Annotated in this window: 24 protein-coding genes; 20 read left to right on the top strand and 4 right to left on the bottom strand. The window is 39.0% G+C overall.

Annotated elements, in window-relative coordinates:
• Positions 1 to 3 precede the first annotated feature (3 nt).
• The 8 genes from DM558_RS06065 to DM558_RS06030 are packed head-to-tail and all read left to right on the top strand — an operon-like array spanning position 4 to position 7934.
• Complete coding sequence (locus DM558_RS06065; RefSeq protein ID WP_127162692.1) at positions 4 to 354, top strand: DUF2513 domain-containing protein; 351 nt, start codon at positions 4 to 6, stop codon at positions 352 to 354.
• A 30-nt stretch (positions 355 to 384) separates the two neighbouring features.
• Positions 385 to 1224 carry a hypothetical protein gene (locus DM558_RS06060; RefSeq protein ID WP_127162691.1) on the top strand — a complete coding sequence of 280 codons (840 nt, stop codon included), beginning with the start codon at positions 385 to 387 and terminating at the stop codon, positions 1222 to 1224.
• Positions 1221 to 2189, top strand: a complete 969-nt coding sequence (locus DM558_RS06055; protein ID WP_127162690.1) for a hypothetical protein — start codon at positions 1221 to 1223, stop codon at positions 2187 to 2189. Before DM558_RS06060 ends, DM558_RS06055 begins: the two co-directional genes overlap by 4 nt.
• Positions 2190 to 3875 carry a hypothetical protein gene (locus DM558_RS06050; RefSeq protein WP_127162689.1) on the top strand — a complete coding sequence of 562 codons (1686 nt, stop codon included), beginning with the start codon at positions 2190 to 2192 and terminating at the stop codon, positions 3873 to 3875.
• Complete coding sequence (locus DM558_RS06045; protein WP_127162688.1) at positions 3865 to 4686, top strand: phage BR0599 family protein; 822 nt, start codon at positions 3865 to 3867, stop codon at positions 4684 to 4686. Before DM558_RS06050 ends, DM558_RS06045 begins: the two co-directional genes overlap by 11 nt.
• A gap of 11 nt (positions 4687 to 4697) precedes the next feature.
• On the top strand, positions 4698 to 4925 hold the full coding sequence (locus DM558_RS06040; protein WP_127162686.1) for a hypothetical protein: 228 nt from the start codon (positions 4698 to 4700) through the stop codon (positions 4923 to 4925).
• Positions 4922 to 5119, top strand: coding sequence for a hypothetical protein (locus DM558_RS06035; RefSeq protein WP_127162684.1), 198 nt, complete (start codon positions 4922 to 4924; stop codon positions 5117 to 5119). The genes DM558_RS06040 and DM558_RS06035 overlap by 4 nt, the downstream gene beginning before the upstream one ends.
• Complete coding sequence (locus DM558_RS06030; RefSeq protein ID WP_127162682.1) at positions 5106 to 7934, top strand: LamG domain-containing protein; 2829 nt, start codon at positions 5106 to 5108, stop codon at positions 7932 to 7934. The genes DM558_RS06035 and DM558_RS06030 overlap by 14 nt, the downstream gene beginning before the upstream one ends.
• 79 nt (positions 7935 to 8013) lie before the next feature.
• On the opposite strand, the gene DM558_RS06020 is transcribed toward DM558_RS06030, so the two are convergent.
• Together DM558_RS06020 and DM558_RS06015 are read right to left on the bottom strand one after the other, a co-directional pair.
• On the bottom strand, positions 8014 to 8553 hold the full coding sequence (locus tag DM558_RS06020; protein ID WP_127162680.1) for a YcxB family protein: 540 nt from the start codon (positions 8551 to 8553) through the stop codon (positions 8014 to 8016).
• Positions 8554 to 8722: 169 nt separating this feature from the next.
• Entirely contained in the window at positions 8723 to 9478 is a 756-nt protein-coding gene (locus tag DM558_RS06015; protein WP_127162678.1) for a phage antirepressor N-terminal domain-containing protein, read from the bottom strand.
• A 273-nt stretch (positions 9479 to 9751) separates the two neighbouring features.
• On the opposite strand from DM558_RS06015, the gene DM558_RS06010 reads away from it, so the two are divergent.
• Positions 9752 to 10054 (top strand): hypothetical protein, encoded by a 303-nt coding sequence (locus tag DM558_RS06010; protein ID WP_127162676.1) that lies wholly within the window; start codon positions 9752 to 9754, stop codon positions 10052 to 10054.
• Between the two features lie 89 nt (positions 10055 to 10143).
• On the opposite strand, the gene DM558_RS06005 is transcribed toward DM558_RS06010, so the two are convergent.
• Positions 10144 to 11520 carry a PIN-like domain-containing protein gene (locus DM558_RS06005; protein ID WP_127162674.1) on the bottom strand — a complete coding sequence of 459 codons (1377 nt, stop codon included), beginning with the start codon at positions 11518 to 11520 and terminating at the stop codon, positions 10144 to 10146.
• Between the two features lie 313 nt (positions 11521 to 11833).
• Between DM558_RS06005 and DM558_RS06000 the strand changes: the two genes are divergently transcribed.
• The 7 genes from DM558_RS06000 to DM558_RS05970 all read left to right on the top strand — a co-directional run bounded on the left by DM558_RS06000 (position 11834) and on the right by DM558_RS05970 (position 17813).
• Positions 11834 to 12262 carry a LexA family protein gene (locus DM558_RS06000; protein WP_164731273.1) on the top strand — a complete coding sequence of 143 codons (429 nt, stop codon included), beginning with the start codon at positions 11834 to 11836 and terminating at the stop codon, positions 12260 to 12262.
• Positions 12263 to 12332: 70 nt separating this feature from the next.
• Complete coding sequence (locus DM558_RS05995) at positions 12333 to 12818, top strand: HIT family protein (protein ID WP_127162670.1); 486 nt, start codon at positions 12333 to 12335, stop codon at positions 12816 to 12818.
• A 192-nt stretch (positions 12819 to 13010) separates the two neighbouring features.
• Complete coding sequence (locus DM558_RS05990) at positions 13011 to 13703, top strand: endonuclease (protein ID WP_127162669.1); 693 nt, start codon at positions 13011 to 13013, stop codon at positions 13701 to 13703.
• Positions 13704 to 14145: 442 nt separating this feature from the next.
• Entirely contained in the window at positions 14146 to 15156 is a 1011-nt protein-coding gene (ubiU, locus tag DM558_RS05985) for a ubiquinone anaerobic biosynthesis protein UbiU (protein WP_127162667.1), read from the top strand.
• Positions 15157 to 15168: 12 nt separating this feature from the next.
• A complete protein-coding gene (locus DM558_RS05980; RefSeq protein WP_127162665.1) occupies positions 15169 to 16089 on the top strand; it encodes a U32 family peptidase in 921 nt (306 codons plus the stop codon).
• A complete protein-coding gene (gene ubiT, locus DM558_RS05975) occupies positions 16076 to 16510 on the top strand; it encodes a ubiquinone anaerobic biosynthesis accessory factor UbiT (RefSeq protein WP_127162663.1) in 435 nt (144 codons plus the stop codon). The genes DM558_RS05980 and ubiT overlap by 14 nt, the downstream gene beginning before the upstream one ends.
• A 61-nt stretch (positions 16511 to 16571) precedes the next feature.
• Positions 16572 to 17813 carry an NAD(P)/FAD-dependent oxidoreductase gene (locus DM558_RS05970; RefSeq protein WP_127162661.1) on the top strand — a complete coding sequence of 414 codons (1242 nt, stop codon included), beginning with the start codon at positions 16572 to 16574 and terminating at the stop codon, positions 17811 to 17813.
• Here the strand turns inward: DM558_RS05970 and DM558_RS05965 are convergent.
• Positions 17810 to 18478, bottom strand: coding sequence for a tetratricopeptide repeat protein (locus tag DM558_RS05965; protein WP_127162659.1), 669 nt, complete (start codon positions 18476 to 18478; stop codon positions 17810 to 17812). The genes DM558_RS05970 and DM558_RS05965 overlap by 4 nt on opposite strands.
• 183 nt (positions 18479 to 18661) lie before the next feature.
• Between DM558_RS05965 and DM558_RS05960 the strand changes: the two genes are divergently transcribed.
• The 4 genes from DM558_RS05960 to DM558_RS05945 are packed head-to-tail and all read left to right on the top strand — an operon-like array spanning position 18662 to position 22115.
• The gene (locus tag DM558_RS05960; RefSeq protein WP_127162657.1) at positions 18662 to 19831 is read left to right on the top strand and encodes a hypothetical protein; all 1170 of its coding nucleotides are present in this window, start codon (positions 18662 to 18664) and stop codon (positions 19829 to 19831) included.
• A gap of 27 nt (positions 19832 to 19858) precedes the next feature.
• Positions 19859 to 20527, top strand: a complete 669-nt coding sequence (locus DM558_RS05955) for a co-chaperone DjlA (protein ID WP_127162655.1) — start codon at positions 19859 to 19861, stop codon at positions 20525 to 20527.
• Positions 20528 to 20550: 23 nt separating this feature from the next.
• Complete coding sequence (locus tag DM558_RS05950; protein ID WP_127162653.1) at positions 20551 to 21834, top strand: chloride channel protein; 1284 nt, start codon at positions 20551 to 20553, stop codon at positions 21832 to 21834.
• A 5-nt stretch (positions 21835 to 21839) separates the two neighbouring features.
• Positions 21840 to 22115 (top strand): hypothetical protein, encoded by a 276-nt coding sequence (locus tag DM558_RS05945; RefSeq protein WP_127162652.1) that lies wholly within the window; start codon positions 21840 to 21842, stop codon positions 22113 to 22115.
• Positions 22116 to 22144 lie beyond the last annotated feature (29 nt).

Raw genomic sequence — 22144 nt, 5'->3', positions numbered from 1 at the left:
AAAATGAAAAGAGACTGGGATTTAATAAGAGAAATATTGATAGCTGTTGAAGATTTACCTGATACCACGAGCAGATTAAATGCAAATGCTATTACTGAGTATGATGCTGAAACAGTGAGCTATCACATGAGCATATTAAATGAAGCAGGGTTAATAGTTGCTCAATGCTCAAAAACAAAACCTATTTTATGTTTTGCTAATTCTTTAACTTGGGAGGGCCACGAATTTTTAGACAAGATCAGGCAGCAATCAGCATGGAACAAAATAAAGACTATAGTTAGAGATAAAGGCCTAGATTTAAGCTATGAAGCCCTAAAAATAGCATTAGGAGCTGTTATAACAAATACATTCTAAATAAAACTAAATTAATGTCGGGAGACATCAATGCCACACATCATCGGAACAATAGATGATAGTAATGGACAACTCGCCCATTATAATCTATTAGAAGTAATTCACGACTTCACAAGCAATAACGGTTGGGAAGTTTTGCGTTACGACACCACCAAAGCCAATCGTGAACTCATCATCAAAGGCAAAGGCTACAGCGGACAAGAACAAATCTACCTCTGCTTCTACACCTACCAAAGCGAAACCGCCGATTACTACAACATAGCAATGGGAACAGCCATTGGTTATGTAGCAGGTAATCCCATTACCACCCAACCCAATGTTATTTTTAGCGGTGTCCCTGCACATAACCGCCGTATCGATTATTGGCTTAGTCTCAGCCCTCAACGTATCACAGGTTTATTGCGTGTCGGTACACCCGTGTATGAGTCATTCTATTGTGGTAAATGCCTCCCTTATGCATTACCTAATCAATACCCATTGCCCTTAGTTTGTGGCGGTATGCTAAACGGAGCAAGTGCTACTCGTTTCTCAGAGTCTAGCCACTCCATGCCTTACAAAGGCAATCGGGCTAATTTTAGATTGTTCTTCAACAGTGGCGCATGGCTACAACCCGAGGTCTGGCCTTGGGTAAATACCAACCTCGTTGGCTCAAAATACCTAAGAAGCTGTAACGAAGCTTACACCTTACAGCGGCTTATCCTAACTGACAGCAATAACCTCTATGGCGAATTAGAAGGCATTGCTCATATTTCAGGTTTTGATAATGCCGTTGAAAACACCCTCGTCATTGATGGTGTTACGTGGGTGATCGGTCAGGATGTATCGCGAACAGGAGTAAATGATTATTACGCAATGAGGCTAGACGCATGAGTTATTACACAGCAACCGCAAGCACCGCCAATGCACTCTTAAGTGCTTTACAAAATGGCTGTACTGAAAATGGGTGGACGGTATCGGGTAGTCTGATCTACAAAAACAATTGTGTAATGGACGTGGCGATTAGTGGCAACGGTTTACGGGTTATTGGCGGAACAGGCCAAACAAATGGCGCATTAACAGGGCAAATACTATTAAATGGTAAAAATACATTAGCGGCCTCATTAGCAGGCGTTGCTCAATCCATTAGCTACCCGTTGACTTATCATTTACATGTATTCGATAAAGAAGTTTACCTGTTCGTTAATTACAACGTTGATAACTGGTCATATATTGCCTTTGGGCAAAGCCCCGTAGCAGGGATAACGGGGACGGGTAACTGGTACGGTGGTATTGGAACAGGGGGCGATAACTTCTCGGATATACGCAATATTAACAACCAAGGACAAAATGGGCATCATTTTAGTTTGCTATTTTCGACTATGACCCCCACTGGGAGTATAAGCAACCAAGGTCAACAGGTGAGAAGTTTTATTCATCATGGGCTAGACGGTAATGAATGGTCAGTCAGTGGCGAGGGTGTTGGTAGTATGACCGCTAGCGGATGGGCAGCTCTACCCAGTCAAGCCAGTGCAACGTTGGTGACCGCCCCGTTACTCAATCGACAACCGAACAGCTATAACGGTGAGGCCATTCTACTGCCTATCACGCCTGCGGTTTATCACCAAGCTAACAGTACACTGGTGATTGTGGGCAACTTAAAACAGGCACGCTACATCCGCATAGACAACTACGAGCCGGGGCAAATTATTACCTTGGGCGATACTAAGTATAAAGTCTATCCGTGGCTTAAAAAAAACACCGCTGCACGTAATGGTGAAAGTTACAACGGCTCAAATTATGACACCTTGAGACACAGTGGCACATTTGGCATTGCCGTACTGTATGGGGGAGAGTAAATGGCCGAAAAACTAGCCGTACAACTCACCGCGCCTCAAGGGGGGATTGATAATCCTAATCTATCGGGTGGGGTGTATGAGATTACAAGTGCGTGGCATCCTTACTCGCAATCTCTTGCTGAGCCAATGCTGTCAGGTACTATTGTTCGTAATAATTCTAATAAACCAAGTCGGGAGATCAAAGCAAGCTTAATTACTAGCTTCAGTGATGATTATTATCATCGTGTGCATATCTCACCTAGTCAATTAGAACTGGGCAATATTGCCAGTACTCAAGAGGTTACTTTCTATGTATGGAATGCCCACTTTACCCAAAAGCGGCTCACCGCCATTATAGGGATTAGCGAGGGTTTAGTATTAGACGGTAAAAAAGCCCCGTATGATTACCAAGCACTCGAAGAACAACAATACAAACTCACCGTTACACCTGACGGCTCAAGCGTCATTGATGACAGTATAGTTTTTGCCTTTGATGAGGAACGCCCCAGTATCATCATTACAGGTGACCGCATTGTCGCCTTTGCCTTTATGCCCAACTGGCAAGACGGCATTACCGAAACTCTCGAATGGTCAACGGATATTTTAACCAGTGAATCAGGCTTTGAACAACGAAGCGCGCTCTACTTAACACCACGGCGTACTTTGGAAGCAGACTTTATACTTCACCAAAACCAACGCCAATACTTTAATAACATGATGAGTTGGGGAGCGCGTAACTGGGCAATCCCTTTATGGCATTATATCCAGACATTAACCATAGCGGCTCAGCAAGGTGATAACTTTATTGGCTGTACCACACAAGACATAGAGTTTAGTGAAGGTGGCCTTATTTTATTATACCGTGATTTTACCACCTACGAGATCACCGAAGTATCGGCAATCAGTGAAGATGGCTTAACGCTGAAACGTTCGTTACAAGCCGACTGGAAAAAAGGAACACGTCTTTACCCGGCTAAATCAGCTTGCTTTGCTAAACAGCCCAGTCTTAGCCGTAAAACCGATAACTTACAACTGGCCTCTATCGAGTTTTTTATTGATGACACCAACCCTTTTAAGGGCGTTGCACCCGAAGAAACCTATCTAGGCTTCCCAGTGTTTATGATGAGACCTGAAGAATCGAATGATTTAACAAGCCAGTATCAACGCCTGCTTGAAACTGTAGATAACAAAATGGCCTTGCCGTTAGTATTTGATAAAAGCACCTACAGCTTTTTAGTGCAGAGCTACCGATGGCTAGGCATGGGCAGAACCGAACAACGACAATTTAGAGAGTTTATTTACTTTTTAAATGGTCAACAAAAAGCCGCTTGGATACCGAGCCATGCTGATGATTTAACCGTGGTGGACATCGTTAGTGCTACCGAGCCAGTACTTGTGATAGCTCCTTGTGGTTACAAACGCTTTGCAAGCAATGACCCTGATAAAAAACACCTCGTTATTTATTTAAATGACGGTACGCATTATTTCCGAAAGATCATCGATAGCGAAGCGATAGACGGTAAAGAACGCCTCGCACTGGATAGCCCATTGGGTAAGCAGCTAAAACCAAGCGATATTCGCCGTATTTGCTATATGCGGTTATGCCGTAGTAACAGTGATAGCGTAGAAATTAGCCATGTCACTGACAGTGAAGGGCTAGCGGCCAGTCAATTAACTTTTAAACGAGTACGTGACAATGAACTATAAACAAATTGAACAATCTTTAGCGAGCCGTACCCCGATACGGCTTTATACGTTCAAACTGGGAGCAGTACGTTGGGATTACAACACCAGTAGCGAGACCATTATCCGCAATAACATCAAATACAAAGCCCTTAAAGGCGGTCTTAGTGATCGTGGGATTATTGTCAGTGATGGTGGTATCAGTGATAACTTTACCCTAACCGCCCCGGCAACGATTGAAATCGCACCACTATTTCATAGCATGCCGCCCAGTTCACGGTTGACTCTGGAAGTGGCTAATACTCACTTGCAAACTGCAGAAGTCATTCCTGCATTTTGGGGGGTAGTCGATAGCGTGAACGATAAAACAGCCGCCACCGTTGAAATCATCGTAATTCCGAATGAAACCATGACCAATCGCCCTGGTGTCACCTTGGTTTATTCGCGTACCTGCGGGGCTATGATTTATGACCATCAATGCAAGGTCAACAAAGAACTCTACAAGGTTAGAACCACCCTGCAACAAATCGCCGTATCTGCCGTGACCGTGAGCGAGGCCGCAAATCATCCTGACGGATGGTTTAGTGGTGGTTTTATTGAATACACCGACAGCAATGGCGAGTTGGATCGTCGATATATCGAACAGCATATTGGGGCAGAATTATATTTATGGGGTGAAACACAAGGTTTAAATCAAGGCCAAACAATTAGCCTCTATGCAGGGTGCAACGGCTCACCTGATGCCTGCGCTAATAAATTCGATAACTCACTCAACCGCCAAGCGTTCGACCATTTACAAGGGTGGTCACCTTTTGACGGTAGCCAGATATTTTAAGGAGGCGTGATATGTTTACAATGATTGCAATGGTTGTGATGGTAGCCATTAGCCTATTTACTCAACCAAAAACACAAAAGCCCAAACCACAAGCAATGAATGCCGATGACATGCCACGCTGCGAGGAAGGCAACAGTAAAGCCATCGCCTTTGGTCAAGTTAAAACCAAGGATTATATTGTTTTCTGGTGTGGTGGCTTTTATACCAAAGCCATTAAACAAAAAGGCGGTAAAAAATGATGATTACGATTGATCACGTCAGAGCGTATGGCTACTGCGGTAAGGTATCAAAAGAGTTTGCAGATCAACACAATATCAACTGGTGGTCTTTTTTAAGGCATGGCGTTGACTCAGATATTTTAATTGGGACAGGAAATGCATTAGTTATTGAGCTAGTAAAAAAAGTACAGGAGAACGAACATGGGCATGGGTAGTAAATCAACCGTGATCGGTTATGAATACAATGGTACTGTTCACTCAGGCATTGGCCTTGCTATGGACGAGCTTTATCAAATTAATATTGGCGATAAAACCGCATGGACTGGCTCCATTAAACAAAATGGCTCAATTTTTATTGATAAATATAATTTATTTGGCGGTAAAAAAGGCGAAGGCGGGGTACGTGGAACGCTTGATGTCATGTTTGGCGGTGAGACGCAAGGACAAAATGCTAAACTAACTCGTTATTTAGGTAATAAAATCCCTGCTTTTCGTGGCACAGTAACCACGGTGTTTACTGGTATGTTAGCCGCGATGAACTGGTATCCCAAAACATGGAACTTTTATTATCGGCGCATCAAATCAGGATGGCCTGATAATACGCCGTTCTATCCTGAGACCATCGAAATAAGCCTCGCTAACGGGCAAATCAAAGCCATGAACCCTGCTCACATCCTCTATGAAAGCTATATTAGCAATACATGGGGCGCAGGCATACCGCGTGCCATGATGGACGATGAAGCCTACAAAAAAGTAGCAGATACGCTTTATGCAGAAGGTTTTGGCCTATGTTTTGAATGGAAAGCCACCGACGACTTAAAAAATTTAAGGGAATATGTTTGTAACCATATCGACGCGATACTTGGAACTGACCCCAAAACAGGCAAAAATACCATTCGTTTAATCCGTGATGATTATGCGGTGGAAGATTTACCCGTGTTTGATGAGGACAGCGGATTACTGGAGATTAAACTACAAGCTTCAAACAATACCGAAGTCCCCTCGCAAATCATTGTTAAATTTAATGATGCCATTACTTTTCAAGAGCGTACAGCGTATGCAACCAACCCCGCGGTGGCTCAAGGGCAAATCGGGCGAAACACCGAAACCAACGAATACTTAGGTATTCCAATCGGTGAACTGGCGACCCGTGTAGCCTATCGTGATCTAAAAGCCAAAACCAGTGGCATTAAAAGTGCCTCTATCAAACTAGATCGCAGAGCTTACGACATAGTCAATGGTCAACCCTTTAGAATAAAAACTAAATACCGTACTAATAACATTGATTTGGTTGTACGGGCTACCAAGAGAAAAGAAAACTTCTTAACGGATGGCTCGATCACGATGGACGTGGTGCAAGACGTATTCTCAACACCGAAAGTGGCCTTTATGCCGATACCCGATGCACCCAATAGACCTGAACCACAGCCACCTGTACCGATTATTGATAGCCGTGTACTAGAAGCCACTTATCGAGACCTTGTATTAACCTTAGACCCTGCTAATCTTGAAAAAATTGATAGCAGTTCCGGCTTTATTTATGCCGTGGCACAATCACCCGCAAACCAATGCTATAGCTACGACATTGTGAGCCGCGTTAAAGGTGCTGCCAACTTTAGCGAGGCGGATGACACGGGGGCATGGTGTGCGACGGCCTTAATCGCCAGTGATATTGGCTATAAGGACACGATTATCCATATTCAAGATGGGCAACTCTTAGAGGATGTTGAAATTGGTAGTGCGGCACTGATTGATGACGAGATCGTTCGTATTGATGGACTTGATCTCGCTAATAACCAAATCACCCTTGGGCGTGGTTGTGTCGATACTGTACCGACTAAACATAGTAAAGGGGTAATGATTTGGTTTATTGACAGCTCAGAAACAACCGACGGCGTAGAGTATAGCTACAACAATAATGTCGAAATAAAACTACTGCCCAATACTTTTAGAGAACGCCTAGAACAAAGCCAAGCTGAAACAAAGGCGATTAATGTTCAAGCCAGACAAGGACGACCTTATCCGCCGGGCAATCTTAAAATTAATGGTGCAGCGTATCCTGAAAAAGTTAATGCAGCTGCTCTCAATATTACATGGTCAGGCCGTCATCGTTTATTACAAGCGGATAAATTGATTGATACAACTGCTACTGATACTGGGGAAGAAGCCAATACGCGTTATAATTTAACGGTTTATCTAAACGATACACTATATAAAAAAGAGCAAGGCTTAACTGCCAAAGACTACTCGTTTACTCTAACAACTATCAGCGAACATCAAAGCTTATTGCATTTTGATAACAACATTATCGATGAAGCGGGCACTGTATGGACAAATAATGGCGTAACCTTTGAAAACTCACCTGATAAGCCATTTAATCAGCAAGCAATATTCGACAACAATCGATTTATCCAAACCACCGATAATAAAAACCTATCCATTGGTGCAGAAGATGATTTTACTTTCAGCTTTTGGGTTGAACCAACCTCGCTGACTAATAGTTATGCAACCATTATTGCTAATGGCTATAGCTCATGGGGTACGGGGGCGTGTTTTATTAACTTATGGGGTGAAAACTGCCCTAACTCAATACTTAAATCAAGAATAGGTTTAGGAAGTTATGAGAGTTCTTACAGTTACGGCTATACCTCTATATTATCAAATACAACGATTGAGGTAGGTAAACGCTACCATGTGGCTATTACGCGCAATAAAGGCACGATACGCTTGTTTTTAAATGGTGTTTTAGACGCAGAGCGTACAGGCAATAAACTTGTTTTTGATTTTTCAAAGTATGGTAAAACAGTTATCGGGCGAGATTATAACAATGCCGCGCCTAGCTGCTTTTTACAGGCTAAACTCGATGAGTTTTTATTTACAAAGCAAGCCTTGTATACAACAAATTTTACCCCACCTACTGAACCTTATAGCAATAGTAGTGAAACAAGGGTGAAAGTTGAGCTTGAAGCAGAGCGCGATGGCTTGACCAGTTATCAAAAGCATAGTTATTCGTTTAAGGTGGGAGAGTAGAATAGGAAGTGCTAGGCGTTCCGAAATGGAAGCGCCTAATCATGTACTGGGCTGTTAGGGTATTTGGCAGAGGGAGTTATTAAGTGCTTTCTTTATTTTTTTTTATACCACTATCTAAGTGATTTAAAAAGTCATGCACTTCTTCACTGCTTTCAAAGAACCGTTTTGGAATTATAAAGAATAAATTTTGTTGATAGTAAGCTAATATATAATTTTCATCTTGAACTGTTTGGCAATATGCACTCCATTTATGCTTATGCTCGGAGATATCAGAGTGTGCAGATAGATTATTTTGATCCCATGTTAATATATAAGAGTGATGTAATATTTTATTTTTCCTCCATGTATTCTTTGCTGTATATTTTGCTATGAATGGCATTAAGAATACAATAAAACCAAGTAAAAAAAAGAGGAGGCCAAGATAACTTATAGCATGGCTAATAAATTCATAACTGGTATGCTTTCCTAAGCAAATAGAGATACCCAGAAAAAGTATACCTATCAATATTAAATACCAGCGCAGAGGTACTAGAACTCTATATATAAGAATCCTAGAATTTTGAATATGTAGTCTATAAACTAAAATCAAGTCTTGTTCGGTAAGTATGATAGTTTTCAATTTATATTCCTTTGATAACTAATTAAAGCTATCCCTAGTTAATGGCCAGAGCTAGTATAGGATAATCAATTAAACAATATTTTCCAAATTAGGAAGATTTCTACCATCGGCTAACTACTCAGATAAGTCACTAGCCCTGTAGGTTAGGGCTAGTTTAGATTTACTTGAGTTAACTTAATGATCTTGAGCTAGTATAACCACTTATAATATGATCGTGGAGCTTTGTGCCAAAATCAGTTTGCAACATTCTACTGACTTCCAGTAGGTTATATTCTTTGTAATATTTATAAATCCATTCCATGCTATTAATTAGGCAAGATAGATTGGTTTGATTTACGGCTACTTGTCTGCTTGTTGTTATTTCTTTAGATATGTACTCACCCTCTAACGCTACCTTATGAACATACTCTACAGCTTGAGATAATTGATCTTGTGGTAAATCTTCGATAGAGGCTACATTAAAGCGCTGATGAACGATTGAGTAAGCCTCTGAGTAAGTAATAGCTTTCTTGCTTACTAGAAGATTAACGGCATCTCTTAACGGTGTTCTTTGATCTACTGTGGTTTTTACTTTCTTTTTAACTTCACCTGTAGTCCAATATTCAAATAGAACATCGTCACATTCATTCTGATACTGAATTACTCTATCCTTAATTTCAGGCTTAACTTTATTCGGACTAATTGTTTGTAGCCATCCAGCAAGTTTGCGAAGTGGTAAGCATATCATTGATTGAGAACCACTTTTTGTAGGTATAACGATTTCCGTTACACCTTTAGCAAACCTATTTTTAATTTTTTCTAATTGAGATTGCCATGTTAAACCCATGCCCTCAACAATAGGCTTCATAGGTGTGTATGGTTCGTTATTGATATTAACAATAAAAAGATTTGTGCCATGAAATGGAACTGTAATTTGATTAGACATATTAGTGTCTCCTTGTAATTTAAGAGACTACCGTTAATCCTTCCACAGATTAGGGCGGTAGCATTGCACAGGGTGGAAGACTAGCTACAAGGAACTAGCAACCCTTTCGGGTTCCCATGCAACACTACCATAGAATAGGCAATAAAAAAGCACCTATAGGTTATGGGTGCTGTTGCACCTTGTAACTTTAAAGCAGGCTTCCACACCTGACCACATGATTTAATGTAGTGATCATATATTTACCTATTGAGTTTCGTTTGTCAAGTTCCTACAATGTGCGTAGCATTATTTAAAAACTCTCAAGAAAAAGGCATGAGCTTTAATGACTCTCTTAATTACGCTATAGAAAAGGCAAATAAGTTAACTGGCATCAATAGCAATAAACAAGAAAGCACAAAGAAAACTACTCTAAGTAAAGAGCAGATTGAGGAGCAATTAGAACGAGCAAGACAAGCATCGCCTCAAGTTTCGAGAAAGGGGACTACTGGTAATGCGATTTCTGTTGATCCATCTAAAATGACAGAGGAGGAGTACGATAGATTTAGGGAGTCGGGCGGGAAGTTTAATTTCGAATAAATAAATATAATTAAGTAGCCATTGTTAATGATGGCTACTGAAATTTTAGGTGAGTGACAAAGATTACTATCAATTACATTGTTTTAATTCTAAATAAGAAACCTTGCATTTTTTGAGCTGAAGTATGGAGCAAATTCCAGATGAAGCATTTTTCTATAATCAAGGCTAGAAGATGGTTTAAATACTTGTCTTGGATAACCTATTAAAAAACCAAGCTTTTCATTTTGTTCTAAATTAAAGATCTCTTCGGCTATTTGTCTATCTCGTACATCCCATATTGGAATAATACAAATAGTAATAACTCTACTACAGAGCTCCATGGCAATTACTCTCTTTGCTAGACTTAATCCAAGCTTAAATACGTTTCTATCGAATTCTACAATAATATTAAAGCCCAATAATTCATTATCATGACGAGTTACATAAAAGGGCATCACTTCATTAATATATTGCAAGTACAAAAATTTACCATATAACCAATCCAAGACAATTTTTGAAGCATCAGTATTAGGGGGAAGTTCGCCTAGGCCATGAGATTTATGGTTGATATCTCGTATTTCTTCGATTGCGTCATTTGTTACCTTTGTTTTAAGTTTTGGTTTTGCATAGCTCAAAAAGCTTTCAGTACTATACATATAAAACCTTTCGATTTTTGCTTCTCTAGTTATTTCATCAACTAATTCTGGTCTAACTCCTAATGTTTTAGTTCCGTCACTCTCAACTTGCAACCACCAATCTGATTTATTATCATCAGTAATAAAAATAATGTCTGTCAAAGATTCGTCTTTGGCATATTCAATGATTTGTTTCCAAATAAGGAAATCACCGTATTTACGCTTGTATGTTATTCCTCCATATATGAACCCGTCAGGCTTCTCTTTATCTTTCTCTGCGTCCATAAAACCAGGGGGAATTGAATTTTTATATCGATTTTCGGCCTCTTTAAAAAGGTCATCAATTCCCTTTTGATCTGCTGGTGGATTACCAACTCTATTATCAAATAGCTTGTCGATTCTGTTACGTATTTCATCCTCTGAACTTACATTAATACTCTGCTGTTTAAGATTATCTAACTCTTTAATAAAGGCATTTTTAGCGGAATCAATATTTTTTAATAATTGGTCTGGATTAATATGGCTATGACGATTTTTAAGTTTGAGTGCTGCTAAATCTGCTTCAATTTTAGATATATTTTTAGAGATAGAATCGTTGACTTCATTGTATTTTTTATGTTGTTCCGCTATGACTTTTAATCTGTTTCGTTGAAATTCTAATCCAACATGATAAGGAATCCATACTCTATTATTCAATTCTTTAATAACAGAAAGAAGTTCTTTTCTAGTTGACTCTTTATACCGGTATAAATTCAGCAGAACATTTGTATCAAAAATAAAAATTGCATTTTCCCATAGCTTGTCAAAGTCAGAGGGTGAGAGTTGGTAATAGCCTTTAAATTTGTTTTTCATAATTAGCTTTAAGACATCCTTTCATGAACATTAATGTAATGAATATAAACAACCGTTTTATTGCTAGCTACTAAACGCACTTTTAAATTATTATATTACAATCCTATTTCAAAGCTATATCTAAATTATAGTTATGTTATCTATCCATTAGCGGTAAAGCTCGCTCACTAAGTATAGTGCCTTCGTCATCTGGACGTAAAATAGGCATGCGCCGACAGCATTTAAAGGTCGATTATTTGCCCATAAAGAGAGGAGTGTCAAGTTCTTAGAATGTCGTAGAGATACATAATTATGAATGTTATATAATTATGTTATGAATGAAGTAAAAATATTAGGCAGTATTGCAGATAGTCAAATATCAATACCGTTAGCCTTAGAAAGTGTCAGAGCTGGTTATCCAGTCGAAACCAATGCATATGTTCAAAGCATAAAATTAACGGACTATGTAACCACCAACCCAGCCGCAACCTTTTATGCACGAAGCTCGGTAACTGTTAAGAGTATAGGTATTAGCGAAAACGATATACTTATCATAGATAGATCAATAGAGCCTGAACACAATCATATTGTGGTAGCTATTTACCAGGGTGAACATGTTATCCGTCGAGTACACAATAGAGACAATGCTCTATATTTAGTATCGCCTGATGAAACAGTAAAGCCTGTGAGATTGGTCGATCCTCTTGAACAAATATTCGGTGTAATAGTTTACAATATCCATTCTCTTAAAGGAATGAAATAAAAAGCCCTGCTGTCTTTGCAAGGTAGTAGATTGCTAAAGTGTAAGCAAATAAAATAAATTAAGGTGAACTATGCAAATATCTGATAACTTGATTGTGTTCAATTCTAAACATTGGGTAGTTAATCACCGAAAAGATTCTAAACTTTCTGGTTATTTAATAATGCAACCCATTTGTAGCTCAGCAAATTGCAATAGTTTATCAATAGAAGCGTTAAAAGAGATGGGAAGCATTATAGCCCGTACTGAAGGTATAATTAAAAAAATATGCAATCCTCAATATCTTTACATAAGTAAGTATGGGCATACGCCAGATACACCTTTCCATTTTCATTTTATTCCAGTATATCAATGGGTTATTGATTTGTTTTGGAGTGATGAAAGATATAGAGAATTAAGCAAATTTGGTGATCCTAGTTTGAGCCACTTAACTGATGGTGCTGAACTAACTTTTTTTATTTGGCGAGAATTTTGCGAAAAAGAACTGCCTCCCAAAATTCAAGGTATTTCGGCACAAGAAATGATTAAAAAAATCAAGGCTGAGTTTTTAAGCATTTAAATTTTATTATGAATAATATCTTTACGAATCACCTCTCTATCAACTACATTCTTAGCTAGTACAGATTTTTTAGTAGTTGCTCACTAAATGCTTGTGCCTTTTATGATATGGTCGTGATTATTTCATTTTCCTAAACTCCGGAGGTGCTATTGGATTTTTGTCACTTGTATTAAATTTATGCTAAACTTTTTTATGCATAAAATTCTTTTAATCCTTTTGTTTCCCTTGACATGCCTAGCCCAACCAAAGACTTTTAGTGAGTCTAAAAAGCTTGCTGATCAAATCTACTTTGATAACAAAACAGAGCTATATTGCGGCTGTAGTTATCAGGGTAAACAGATTAATCTAAAAAGCTGTGGTTACATCCCTAGAAAGAATCAACAAAGGGCGAGTAGGGTAGAATGGGAACATGTTGTACCTGCTGCTGTATTTGGTAAACAGCTTCAATGCTGGCAAAAGGGCAAGCGTAAAGGATGTGTTAAGAACGATCCTAAATACAACCTCATAGAAGCCGATCTGCATAACCTAATTCCTGTTATTGGCGAAGTTAATGCAGACAGAAATGACTTCCAATATGCTTGGCTACCTGAAAAGCCTACCAAATATGGGCAATGTCAAACCGTTATTGATTTCAAGAAACGAAAGATGATGCCACGGAAAGAGGTTAGGGGTATCGTTGCTCGTATTAGCCTGTACATGTATGACCGCTATAATCTCAAACTATCCAAACAAGATAGGCAGCTATTCGAAGCGTGGAGTAAAACCTATCCTGTAACCCAGTGGGAAAAGACTCGTAATCAAAGAACCGCTTGCATAATGGGATGGGGTAATGATTATGTGTCTAGGGTTAGTTTGAGCATGTGTAAGTCTAATCAAACACCTTAAAATCAAAGTCGATACTATCCGCCCATTCTTGCATAAAAATGCTATTATATAAGCTCATAATTATTTATAACGTATTGATTTAATTATAGCTAAATGTCTAGTATTGTCAGGCTTTGGCACCCATATATAGATATGATAAATGCTTAACATATTGATATTTAAATATTTATTTTTAATAAATGGTATTATGGTTAGAAATATACGCATCGGTGTATTTTATAACAATCCCCCACTTTTTTATTATTGACCGGTATCCTCAATTAAACACTTTAAAGATTGATAACTAATTCGTTTTAATTGATACGAGTTAATTATTTTGATCTATTTTTATAATAAAGTGTAACCCATATAATTTATCCTTTCAGAATGTAGTGGATATTTTTTTAGTTTGTATCTGCTATAACTAATTCGTTTTAATCAAATAACCCATCATGGTCAAGTTATGAGAACTATCCTTCCAGAGTTGGTTTGTCCTGCCGGGAATTTACCCGCTTTAAAAGCAGCAGTTGATAATGGTGCAGACACTGTTTATATGGGGTTGAAAAATACTACCAATGCACGTAATTTTGCAGGGCTGAATTTTGATACGAGATCAGCCATAGAGGGTATAGCATATGCCCACCGACATGGCAAAAAAGTATTATTGGCGATTAATACTTATGCACAAGCTGGCGAAGTAGATAAATGGTATACAGCTATAGATCAAGCAGCAGAATTAGGAGTTGATGCGATTATTTTAGCCGATATGGGGTTATTAGATTATGCGCATCGAACACACCCCAATTTGAGATTACATTTGTCTGTGCAGGGTTCAGCCACTAATTATGAGGCGATCAATTTGGCACGTGAGTTATTTAATATTCAGCGCGTTGTATTGCCAAGGGTCTTAACCGTGGCGCAAGTGGCTAAAGTGATACAAAATACAGAAGTTGAAGTTGAAGTATTTGGTTTTGGGAGCTTGTGTGTCATGGTGGAGGGGCGTTGCCTACTTTCAAGTTATGCCACCGGTGAGTCTCCTAATACCCATGGCGTTTGCTCACCTGCTAAATTTGTTCGCTGGGAGAAAACTCAGCAAACACTCAATGCCCGATTAAATGAAGTCCTTATTGACCAATACGCTGCAAGCGAACCTGCTGGGTATCCCACATTATGTAAAGGCCGTTTTTGCGTTGAAGATGATACTTATTATGCATTAGAAGAGCCAACAAGCTTAAATATTATAGAAATTCTTCCAGAGTTACTTAATATTGGTGTGGCAGCTATCAAGGTAGAAGGGCGCCAACGTAGTCCTGCTTATACTGCACAAGTCACCAAGGTGTTAAGAAAGGCCATCGATTTGGCAGTAAATAATCCTGTTAACTTCGTTATTAATAATGAATGGCAACAGAGTTTGGCCAAGTTATCTGAAGGGCAGCAGGCAACATTAGGGGCTTATAGCCGTCCTTGGAAATAATGAGGCATTTAAATGAAGCATAAGTTAGCACTTTCTTTAGGCCCTATTTTGTTTTTCTGGTCTAAAAAGCAAGTATTAGATTTTTATCAACAAATGATCGATCAACCGTTAAACACGATTTATCTTGGTGAATCCATTTGTTCTCGTCGACAAGAAATGCGTTTTGATGACTGGTTTGGTCTAGCAAAAGATATTGCGTGTGCGGGTAAAAAAGTAGTCTTCTCATCACAAGTTCTATTAGAAAGCGAATCAGATTTAAAACGTTTACGTAAATTAGTTGATCAAGGTGTTTTTAAAGTAGAAGCTAATGATATGGGTGCTGTTAAGCTAGCCAGAGATCATGGCTTAACCTTTGTAGCAGGGCAGACGCTCAATATTTATAACGAGCAAACCTTAGCATTTTTTAGAAAGCTAGGTGCAGTTCGTTGGGTGCCTCCTATTGAAATGCCTGCAACAAAGTTAACAACAATATTAAATGAAACAACGAACATTGATTGTGAAGTATTTGGTTGGGGTAAGTTGCCTTTAGCCTTTTCATCGCGTTGTTTTACAGCACGCTATTACAATTTAAAAAAGGATAGCTGCGAGTTTAAGTGCCAAGAGCACCCTGATGCGATTACTGTGAATACCCGTGATGGACAGTCATTTTTAACAATTAATGGCATTCAAACGATGTCTGCTAATTGTCACAGCCTCATATGTCATTATCAACAGATGGAGGCACTGGGTATTAAGCTATTACGTTTATCACCACAATCACAGCATATGATTGAGGTGATACAAATTCATCATGCTGTGATCAATGGACAGTTAGCCATAGGCGATGCATTAACGCAGTTAAAATCATTTGCTGAGCATGCGTTAATTGACGGTTACTGGCAAGGTCAGCCAGGTATTGCAGCTATTGAGGAGTGTCACTATGCAACTTCCTGATATTAAGATTCCTTCTTTTGTCAAACAGGTAACGAAAAGATTACCCCGTAAGCCTGTGCAGTATGGTTTAGTTATAGCGCTTAATCAATTACTACGCAAAGAAGTTTTACCTGCCGACATGACATTACTAGCGGGTAAACAATTTGAAATAGTGATTGATGATTTGGGATTGGTTATCAATTTTACCGCAAATGAGCAAAAATTTATTGTCAGTCACTATCAGGGTGAGCCAGACTTACGCTTCATTGCTGAGATGATTGATTTTAGTAAAATGATATTAAGAAAAGAAGACCCTGATACGTTATTTTTTAATCGAAAATTACAAATTGAGGGAGACACTGAGTTAGGGCTCATTGTTAAAAACTTGCTGGATAGTATTGATTGGTCTACGGTTCCTTTTATGAAGTCTATTGTTGACTAATAGCTAGCTTAATCGAATAAAAAATATATAATTAACAATACGTAAACATAGGATTTTTATAATGAACTATGATTGTATCGTATTGGGAGCTGGTATTGTTGGGGTTAGTAGTGCATTACAGCTACAAGCAAGAGGTCGCAGTGTTTGTTTAATTGATAAGCTAGCCCCCGGTGAGGGAACGAGCTTTGGTAATGCAGGGCTTATTGAACGAAGCAGCGTTATCCCCTATGGCTTTCCACGAGAGTTTGACAAACTTATCCGCTATGCTCTCAATAATCAAAGCGATGTTCGCTATGACTTTTCTTATTTACCTAAAATAACCCCTTGGTTAGCCAGTTATTGGTGGCATTCCTCACCTAAGCGTTTAGCTCAAGCTGCGGTTGAAATGTGGCCATTATTACAACGCTGTGTGACAGAGCATGATAAGTGGATTACTTTAGCCAATGCCCAAGATTTAGTTCGAGCAAAAGGTTGGATTGAGGTGTTTAGAGAAACACTTTCTTTTGAACATGCTAAGTGTGATTTAGATGAGTTAGGCTTTTATCAGTTAAATTATGATGTGCTTAATACAGAACAGCTACTTGTTAGGGAGCCGACCCTAAAGCCTATTGTCAAAGGGGGCATTCATTGGCTAGACCCTAAAACAGTGACTGACCCTAGCCAACTGGCTAAACGTTATGCGCAGCTATTTGTTAAGTTAGGGGGAACGCTATTAAACGGCGATGCGCAACGACTTAAACAAAAAAATAATGGGTGGGCCTTGCAAACAGATGAGCAACTACTTGAGTCTGATAATGTTGTAGTTGCTTTAGGCTTTAATTCTCCTGAGTTAGTAAGCCGATTTGGTTATAAAATACCATTGGCGGTTAAGCGAGGTTATCACAAACATTATCGTGTTGAAGCTGATCATGTATTACAGCAACCGATTTGTGACCATCTTGCAGGTTTTATATTAGCCCCCATGACAAATGGCATTCGTTTAACAACAGGGGCTGAGTTTACTGATCCTAATCTGCCTGCTAAAGATATCCAAATTAATAGGGCAGAGGCTATTGCTCGCACGCTATATCCATTAGGTGAGGCTGTTGAGTCTACGCCTTGGCTAGGTCGTCGACCTTGTATTAATGACATGCGTCCTGTCATTGGTAAAGCCCCAAAAGCAAAAGGGCTATGGGTTAATTTTGGTCATGCCCATCATGGTTTGACTTTAGGGCCCATTTCAGGCAGGTTGTTGGCCGATCTTATGACCGAGGATAAACCCTTTACAGATCCCGCACCATACAGTATTCAGCGTTTTACTTAGCTATTCATAATGCCAAGTTTTACAGGTTGTTCTGCTTTGGTGTTATGGGCTTTTTCTAACCATTCATCGGCAAGGGCTTCGTCCTTTTCTACGCCTAACCCTTGTGAGTACAAATAAGAGAGGTTATTCATGGCATTTGCATTGCCTTTTTCTGCGGCCATGAGAAAGTAGTCTTTAGCTTTTACGTAATCAAGTTCAACGCCTAAGCCTTCTGTATAAATATTTCCAAGATTGCTTAACGCATCAGCATTACCCAGTGATGCTGATTTTTCATACCATGCACGCATTTTTTGTTTGTCTGCCTCAACACCTAACCCTTTATAGTGGAATAGTGCAAGGTAGTTCATTGCGCTACTATGGTTTTGTTCGGCTGCTTTCAAAAAGTAATTAATGGCCTGTTTATAATCTTGTGGAAACTCCATTAACCCATTGGCATGAAAATAACCAATCTCATAGAGAGAATCAAAGTTCCCCTGTTCAACTGAGGCTAAAAGCCCTTTATGGTAAAGTTTATAGTCAAATTTCTCTTGGTGGTGCATGTTGCAATAAGTGACATAAATGATGAGTGCCTCTCGGCTGCCTTCTGCAACGAGTTGGTATATTTCTGGATTAAGGCGTTTAGGTTTATTACTTAGCTTTCGTAATAGTTTGATAATGAAATTCATAGTCTACTCAAATATAAGTTAATTTAAAGTGGAACTGATCTTGGGTTATTTTATCCAATTATGAACGGAGTTTGATTTTTTTTGGTTTTTTTTTGAAAAAAAAATAGGCTATCGATAAACTAAAGCCTAAATTATCTTTGTTGTAATTAGATTGGTTGGCATTTGTTAAACCAAGAGATTGTTATGATTAAGAAACAGTTATATCTAGTAAGTTTATTATTTTTTATGCTGCCTACCCTCTCTTATGCAGGGTGTGCCGTGCTGTCAAATGATAAGCTTTCAGCCGTTAAAGAGCCCTTAGTTCAATTATTACAAATTGAAGATGTAGATGCTCAGTATGGGTATGTTCCCACAGACGCTATTAAATATATCGACAATTTAAAGTTGGCACTTATTGCGCTGATTAATGAAAGGGTGGCGTGTGAAAATAACCTATCTATTAATCCTACACAAGTACAACAAGACTTATTAAATGCATTGCAACTTTCTGAACTAGCCGAAGCCGAAGCGATTTATGGGTATGATTTAAAAATATCAGTAGATAGGCCTAAAAATACACCGAATCTAATGGTTGTTCAGGCTGGTTTTGGTATTCCCTGTGGTGATGATAATATTTTACTCGTGTATCGCTTTAGAGGGGAAAGTTGGCATTTAGATTTGGTTTGGAAAAGTAAGCCTTATAATATGATAACTGGCGCGTTTAGTAGCTATATTGATCATTTGGTTTTACCTGCTAATAAAAATGAATCGACTAAAGTCCTAGCTTTACATTCTTCTGCTGACTGTACTACAAATTGGCAGCCTTTGGTATTTGATGTGATTAAATTAGCGGATGACCATAATCCACAAATGGTTCTTATGCATCAGAAAATCATAACCTATCGAGGAAGAGGGTTAGTTAATATTAATAAGTTAGAGAATGGCTTTGAGTTACAAGCTAGTGTCGCAATGCTTGACCCAGATTTAGGGGCTCGTCGATCTTTTTATCGTTATCGCATAGACAATAACAAAATTATTCGTGAACAACCCCTTGCCAAAACCCCGCGTGATTTTGTGGATGAGTGGCTAATTTTAGGAAAAGAAGAGTTAGAAAGGTTTTCAAATAGTGAAAATACAGCTTTATTATTACAGCAGCAAGCAAAGTTAAAAGATAGAGGCGGTTTTTATGGGGCAACAAAATATTGTAAAAAAGAAGAGTTGTACGAGGTAGAAGTGATATTTAATGGCACTAAAGAAATGGATGCTGAAACGCTGCAATATTTTTATGTTAAACCCATCAAAAATGGTTATTTGATGCAATCTATCGCTTCGTATCCTAACAAAAGGTGTTATACAACAGGTGGTATCAATTAGGCCTCTATTATTATAGTGGAAGATTACTTGCAATTTTTTAAACAGAAGATAAGCCACCTTTTTGATGCTTTTGTTGAGCGGCGTCGGTTGGCAAATCAAGTTATTTTTGAAGGCAATGAGTTGGTCTTTAAAGCACTAGGGCATCTAGCAAATAGTCAGTTAGAAAGTAAGTGTCATCGTCAACAGCTTGATCAAGAAATCGCATTGCAGCCACTGTCTCATGAGCAAGTACAACTAGCTTATCAACACTATTTAATGGGTAAAACGTTAGAGACAGATGTTTTGGAAGCTTCTTTGCGTTATTTTAAAGGCTGTGAACTAGAAAAAGAGCTTTTTCTACAACGGTGTTGGCGGATGATTTGGGCTGATCGGCACCTTGGTACGAGAGAGTATCAATTGGTTCATCTATTCGGCTTCTGGTTTGGCTGGGAGCGTGCCCGTATTGAAAAAGTAGGTATACCTTATCGCCCTGTTTTTCTTTCTCAGGAACATCAACAAGCATTAGTTTTATTAGAGGTTTTAGTCGATAGTCCAAATACATTCATTAAGCAACAATACAAACGGCAGTTAGCACGTTATCATCCTGACAAGGTTATCAGTTCAGGAGGCAGTGATGAGGCTATTAATCAAGCAACCATCATGACGATTAAAATACATGAGGCTTATGCATTAATACGTATGATGCATGGCTTCTAGGAAACGCATATTATAGGTTTTTTATGTCATTACCCAGTTCTGTACGTTACACCATTAAATTTCTTATGGCGATGATTCTAACGGGAGTTATCGCTGGTTTAGTGGGGGTGGTTTTATCACTTATTTTACATGTGGTTCAGCACATAGCCTTTGGTTATAACTTAAATGAAGTCTTTTCAACAGATAATTTTCTTGAAGCGGTTAATGCCTCATCCCCTTTGCGTAGAGTTTTGGCTTTAGTGGCTTGTGGGGTTGTTGTTGGTGTTGGTTGGTGGGCGCTTTATCGATACGGTAAAAAAACCATGACCATTGAACAAGCAGTTAAAAATGAACCGCATCAGATGCCTGTATTTACAACCGTGGTGCATGGTTTACTTCAAATGGTTTCGGTGGGATTGGGCTCTCCTCTTGGGAGAGAGTTAGCCCCCCGTGAAGTCAGCGCTTCTTTTGTTGGTTGGCTTTCTCAAAAAATGGAATTAACCGAGCCTGACATCAAAATATTGGTGGCCTGTGGTGCAGGAGCAGGCTTGGCAGCTGTTTATAATGTCCCCTTGGCTGGCGCATTATTTACTTTAGAGGTTTTGCTTGTCAGTGCACGTTGGCAATGTGTTGCCCCTGCTATTTTTACCTCCACATTGGCAGCGGTTATTGCATGGGCGGGCTTGGGTGATGAGCAACAATACCATATTTCAGTCATGCAGCTAAGTTACTCGTTAGTGGCGTGGTCGGTGGTTATCGGGCCTATTATTGGTGTTGCTGCTTTTTATTTTGTAAAGATAACTGCAGCGGCTAAAAAAGCCGCGCCTAAAGATGCCAAACTAATACCACTGGCATTGATTAACTTTTTATTGATTGGCGTGTTAGCGATTCCTTATCCAGAATTATTGGGAAATGGGAAGGAGCCTTTACAGTTAGGCTTTGATGGTTCTTTAACTATACAGCTTGTGGCTACGTTGCTTGTGATACGTTTTTTTATTACTGTCACTTCTTTACGAGTGGGTGCAAAGGGGGGATTACTTACTCCAGGGTTAATGCATGGTGGTTTGATTGCTATTTTATTTGGTAGTCTTTGGAATTATGTATTTCCTGCTGCGCCTATGGGGGCTTATGCCATTATCGGTGCAACAGCCTTTCTAGCGTGTTCAATGAAAATGCCGCTGACTGCGATTGTGCTTGTATTGGAACTAACAGGGGTTAATCATGATAGTTTAGTTCCTATGCTATTTGCTCTGGTCGGGGCAATTGGCGTGTTTAACTTGCTTAAACAAGTCAGTAGCAATAAAGAGATAACTCCCATAAAGGAGTAACAAAAGTGAAAGCTATTTCAATTACGGGCGTTACTTATTTTTCGTTAACCGATGAAGATATCTTTTTTAAATGGCTTGAAAGTATAGACAGTATTCAAGTGATGGACGGAGAGCTAAGAACACTTTATGTAACGGTTGACGAAGCATTACTTGATGAATCAGCTTTAGATGAGCTTTGGGCTGTTTTTAAACGTTTTAAAATACCTTTAAGTGAGTTGAAACCCTCGAACTGTGAAACGTCTAATGCATGGTTCAAGAAAAAAAGATTGGTTAAACATTGAGTTTGTAATCAACCCAATGATTGCATGGT

Source organism: Entomomonas moraniae (assembly GCF_003991975.1).
Lineage (GTDB): Bacteria > Pseudomonadota > Gammaproteobacteria > Pseudomonadales > Pseudomonadaceae > Entomomonas > Entomomonas moraniae.
The sequence above is the reverse complement of the archived record's forward strand: the minus strand, read 5'-3'. Positions and strand labels throughout refer to the sequence as shown.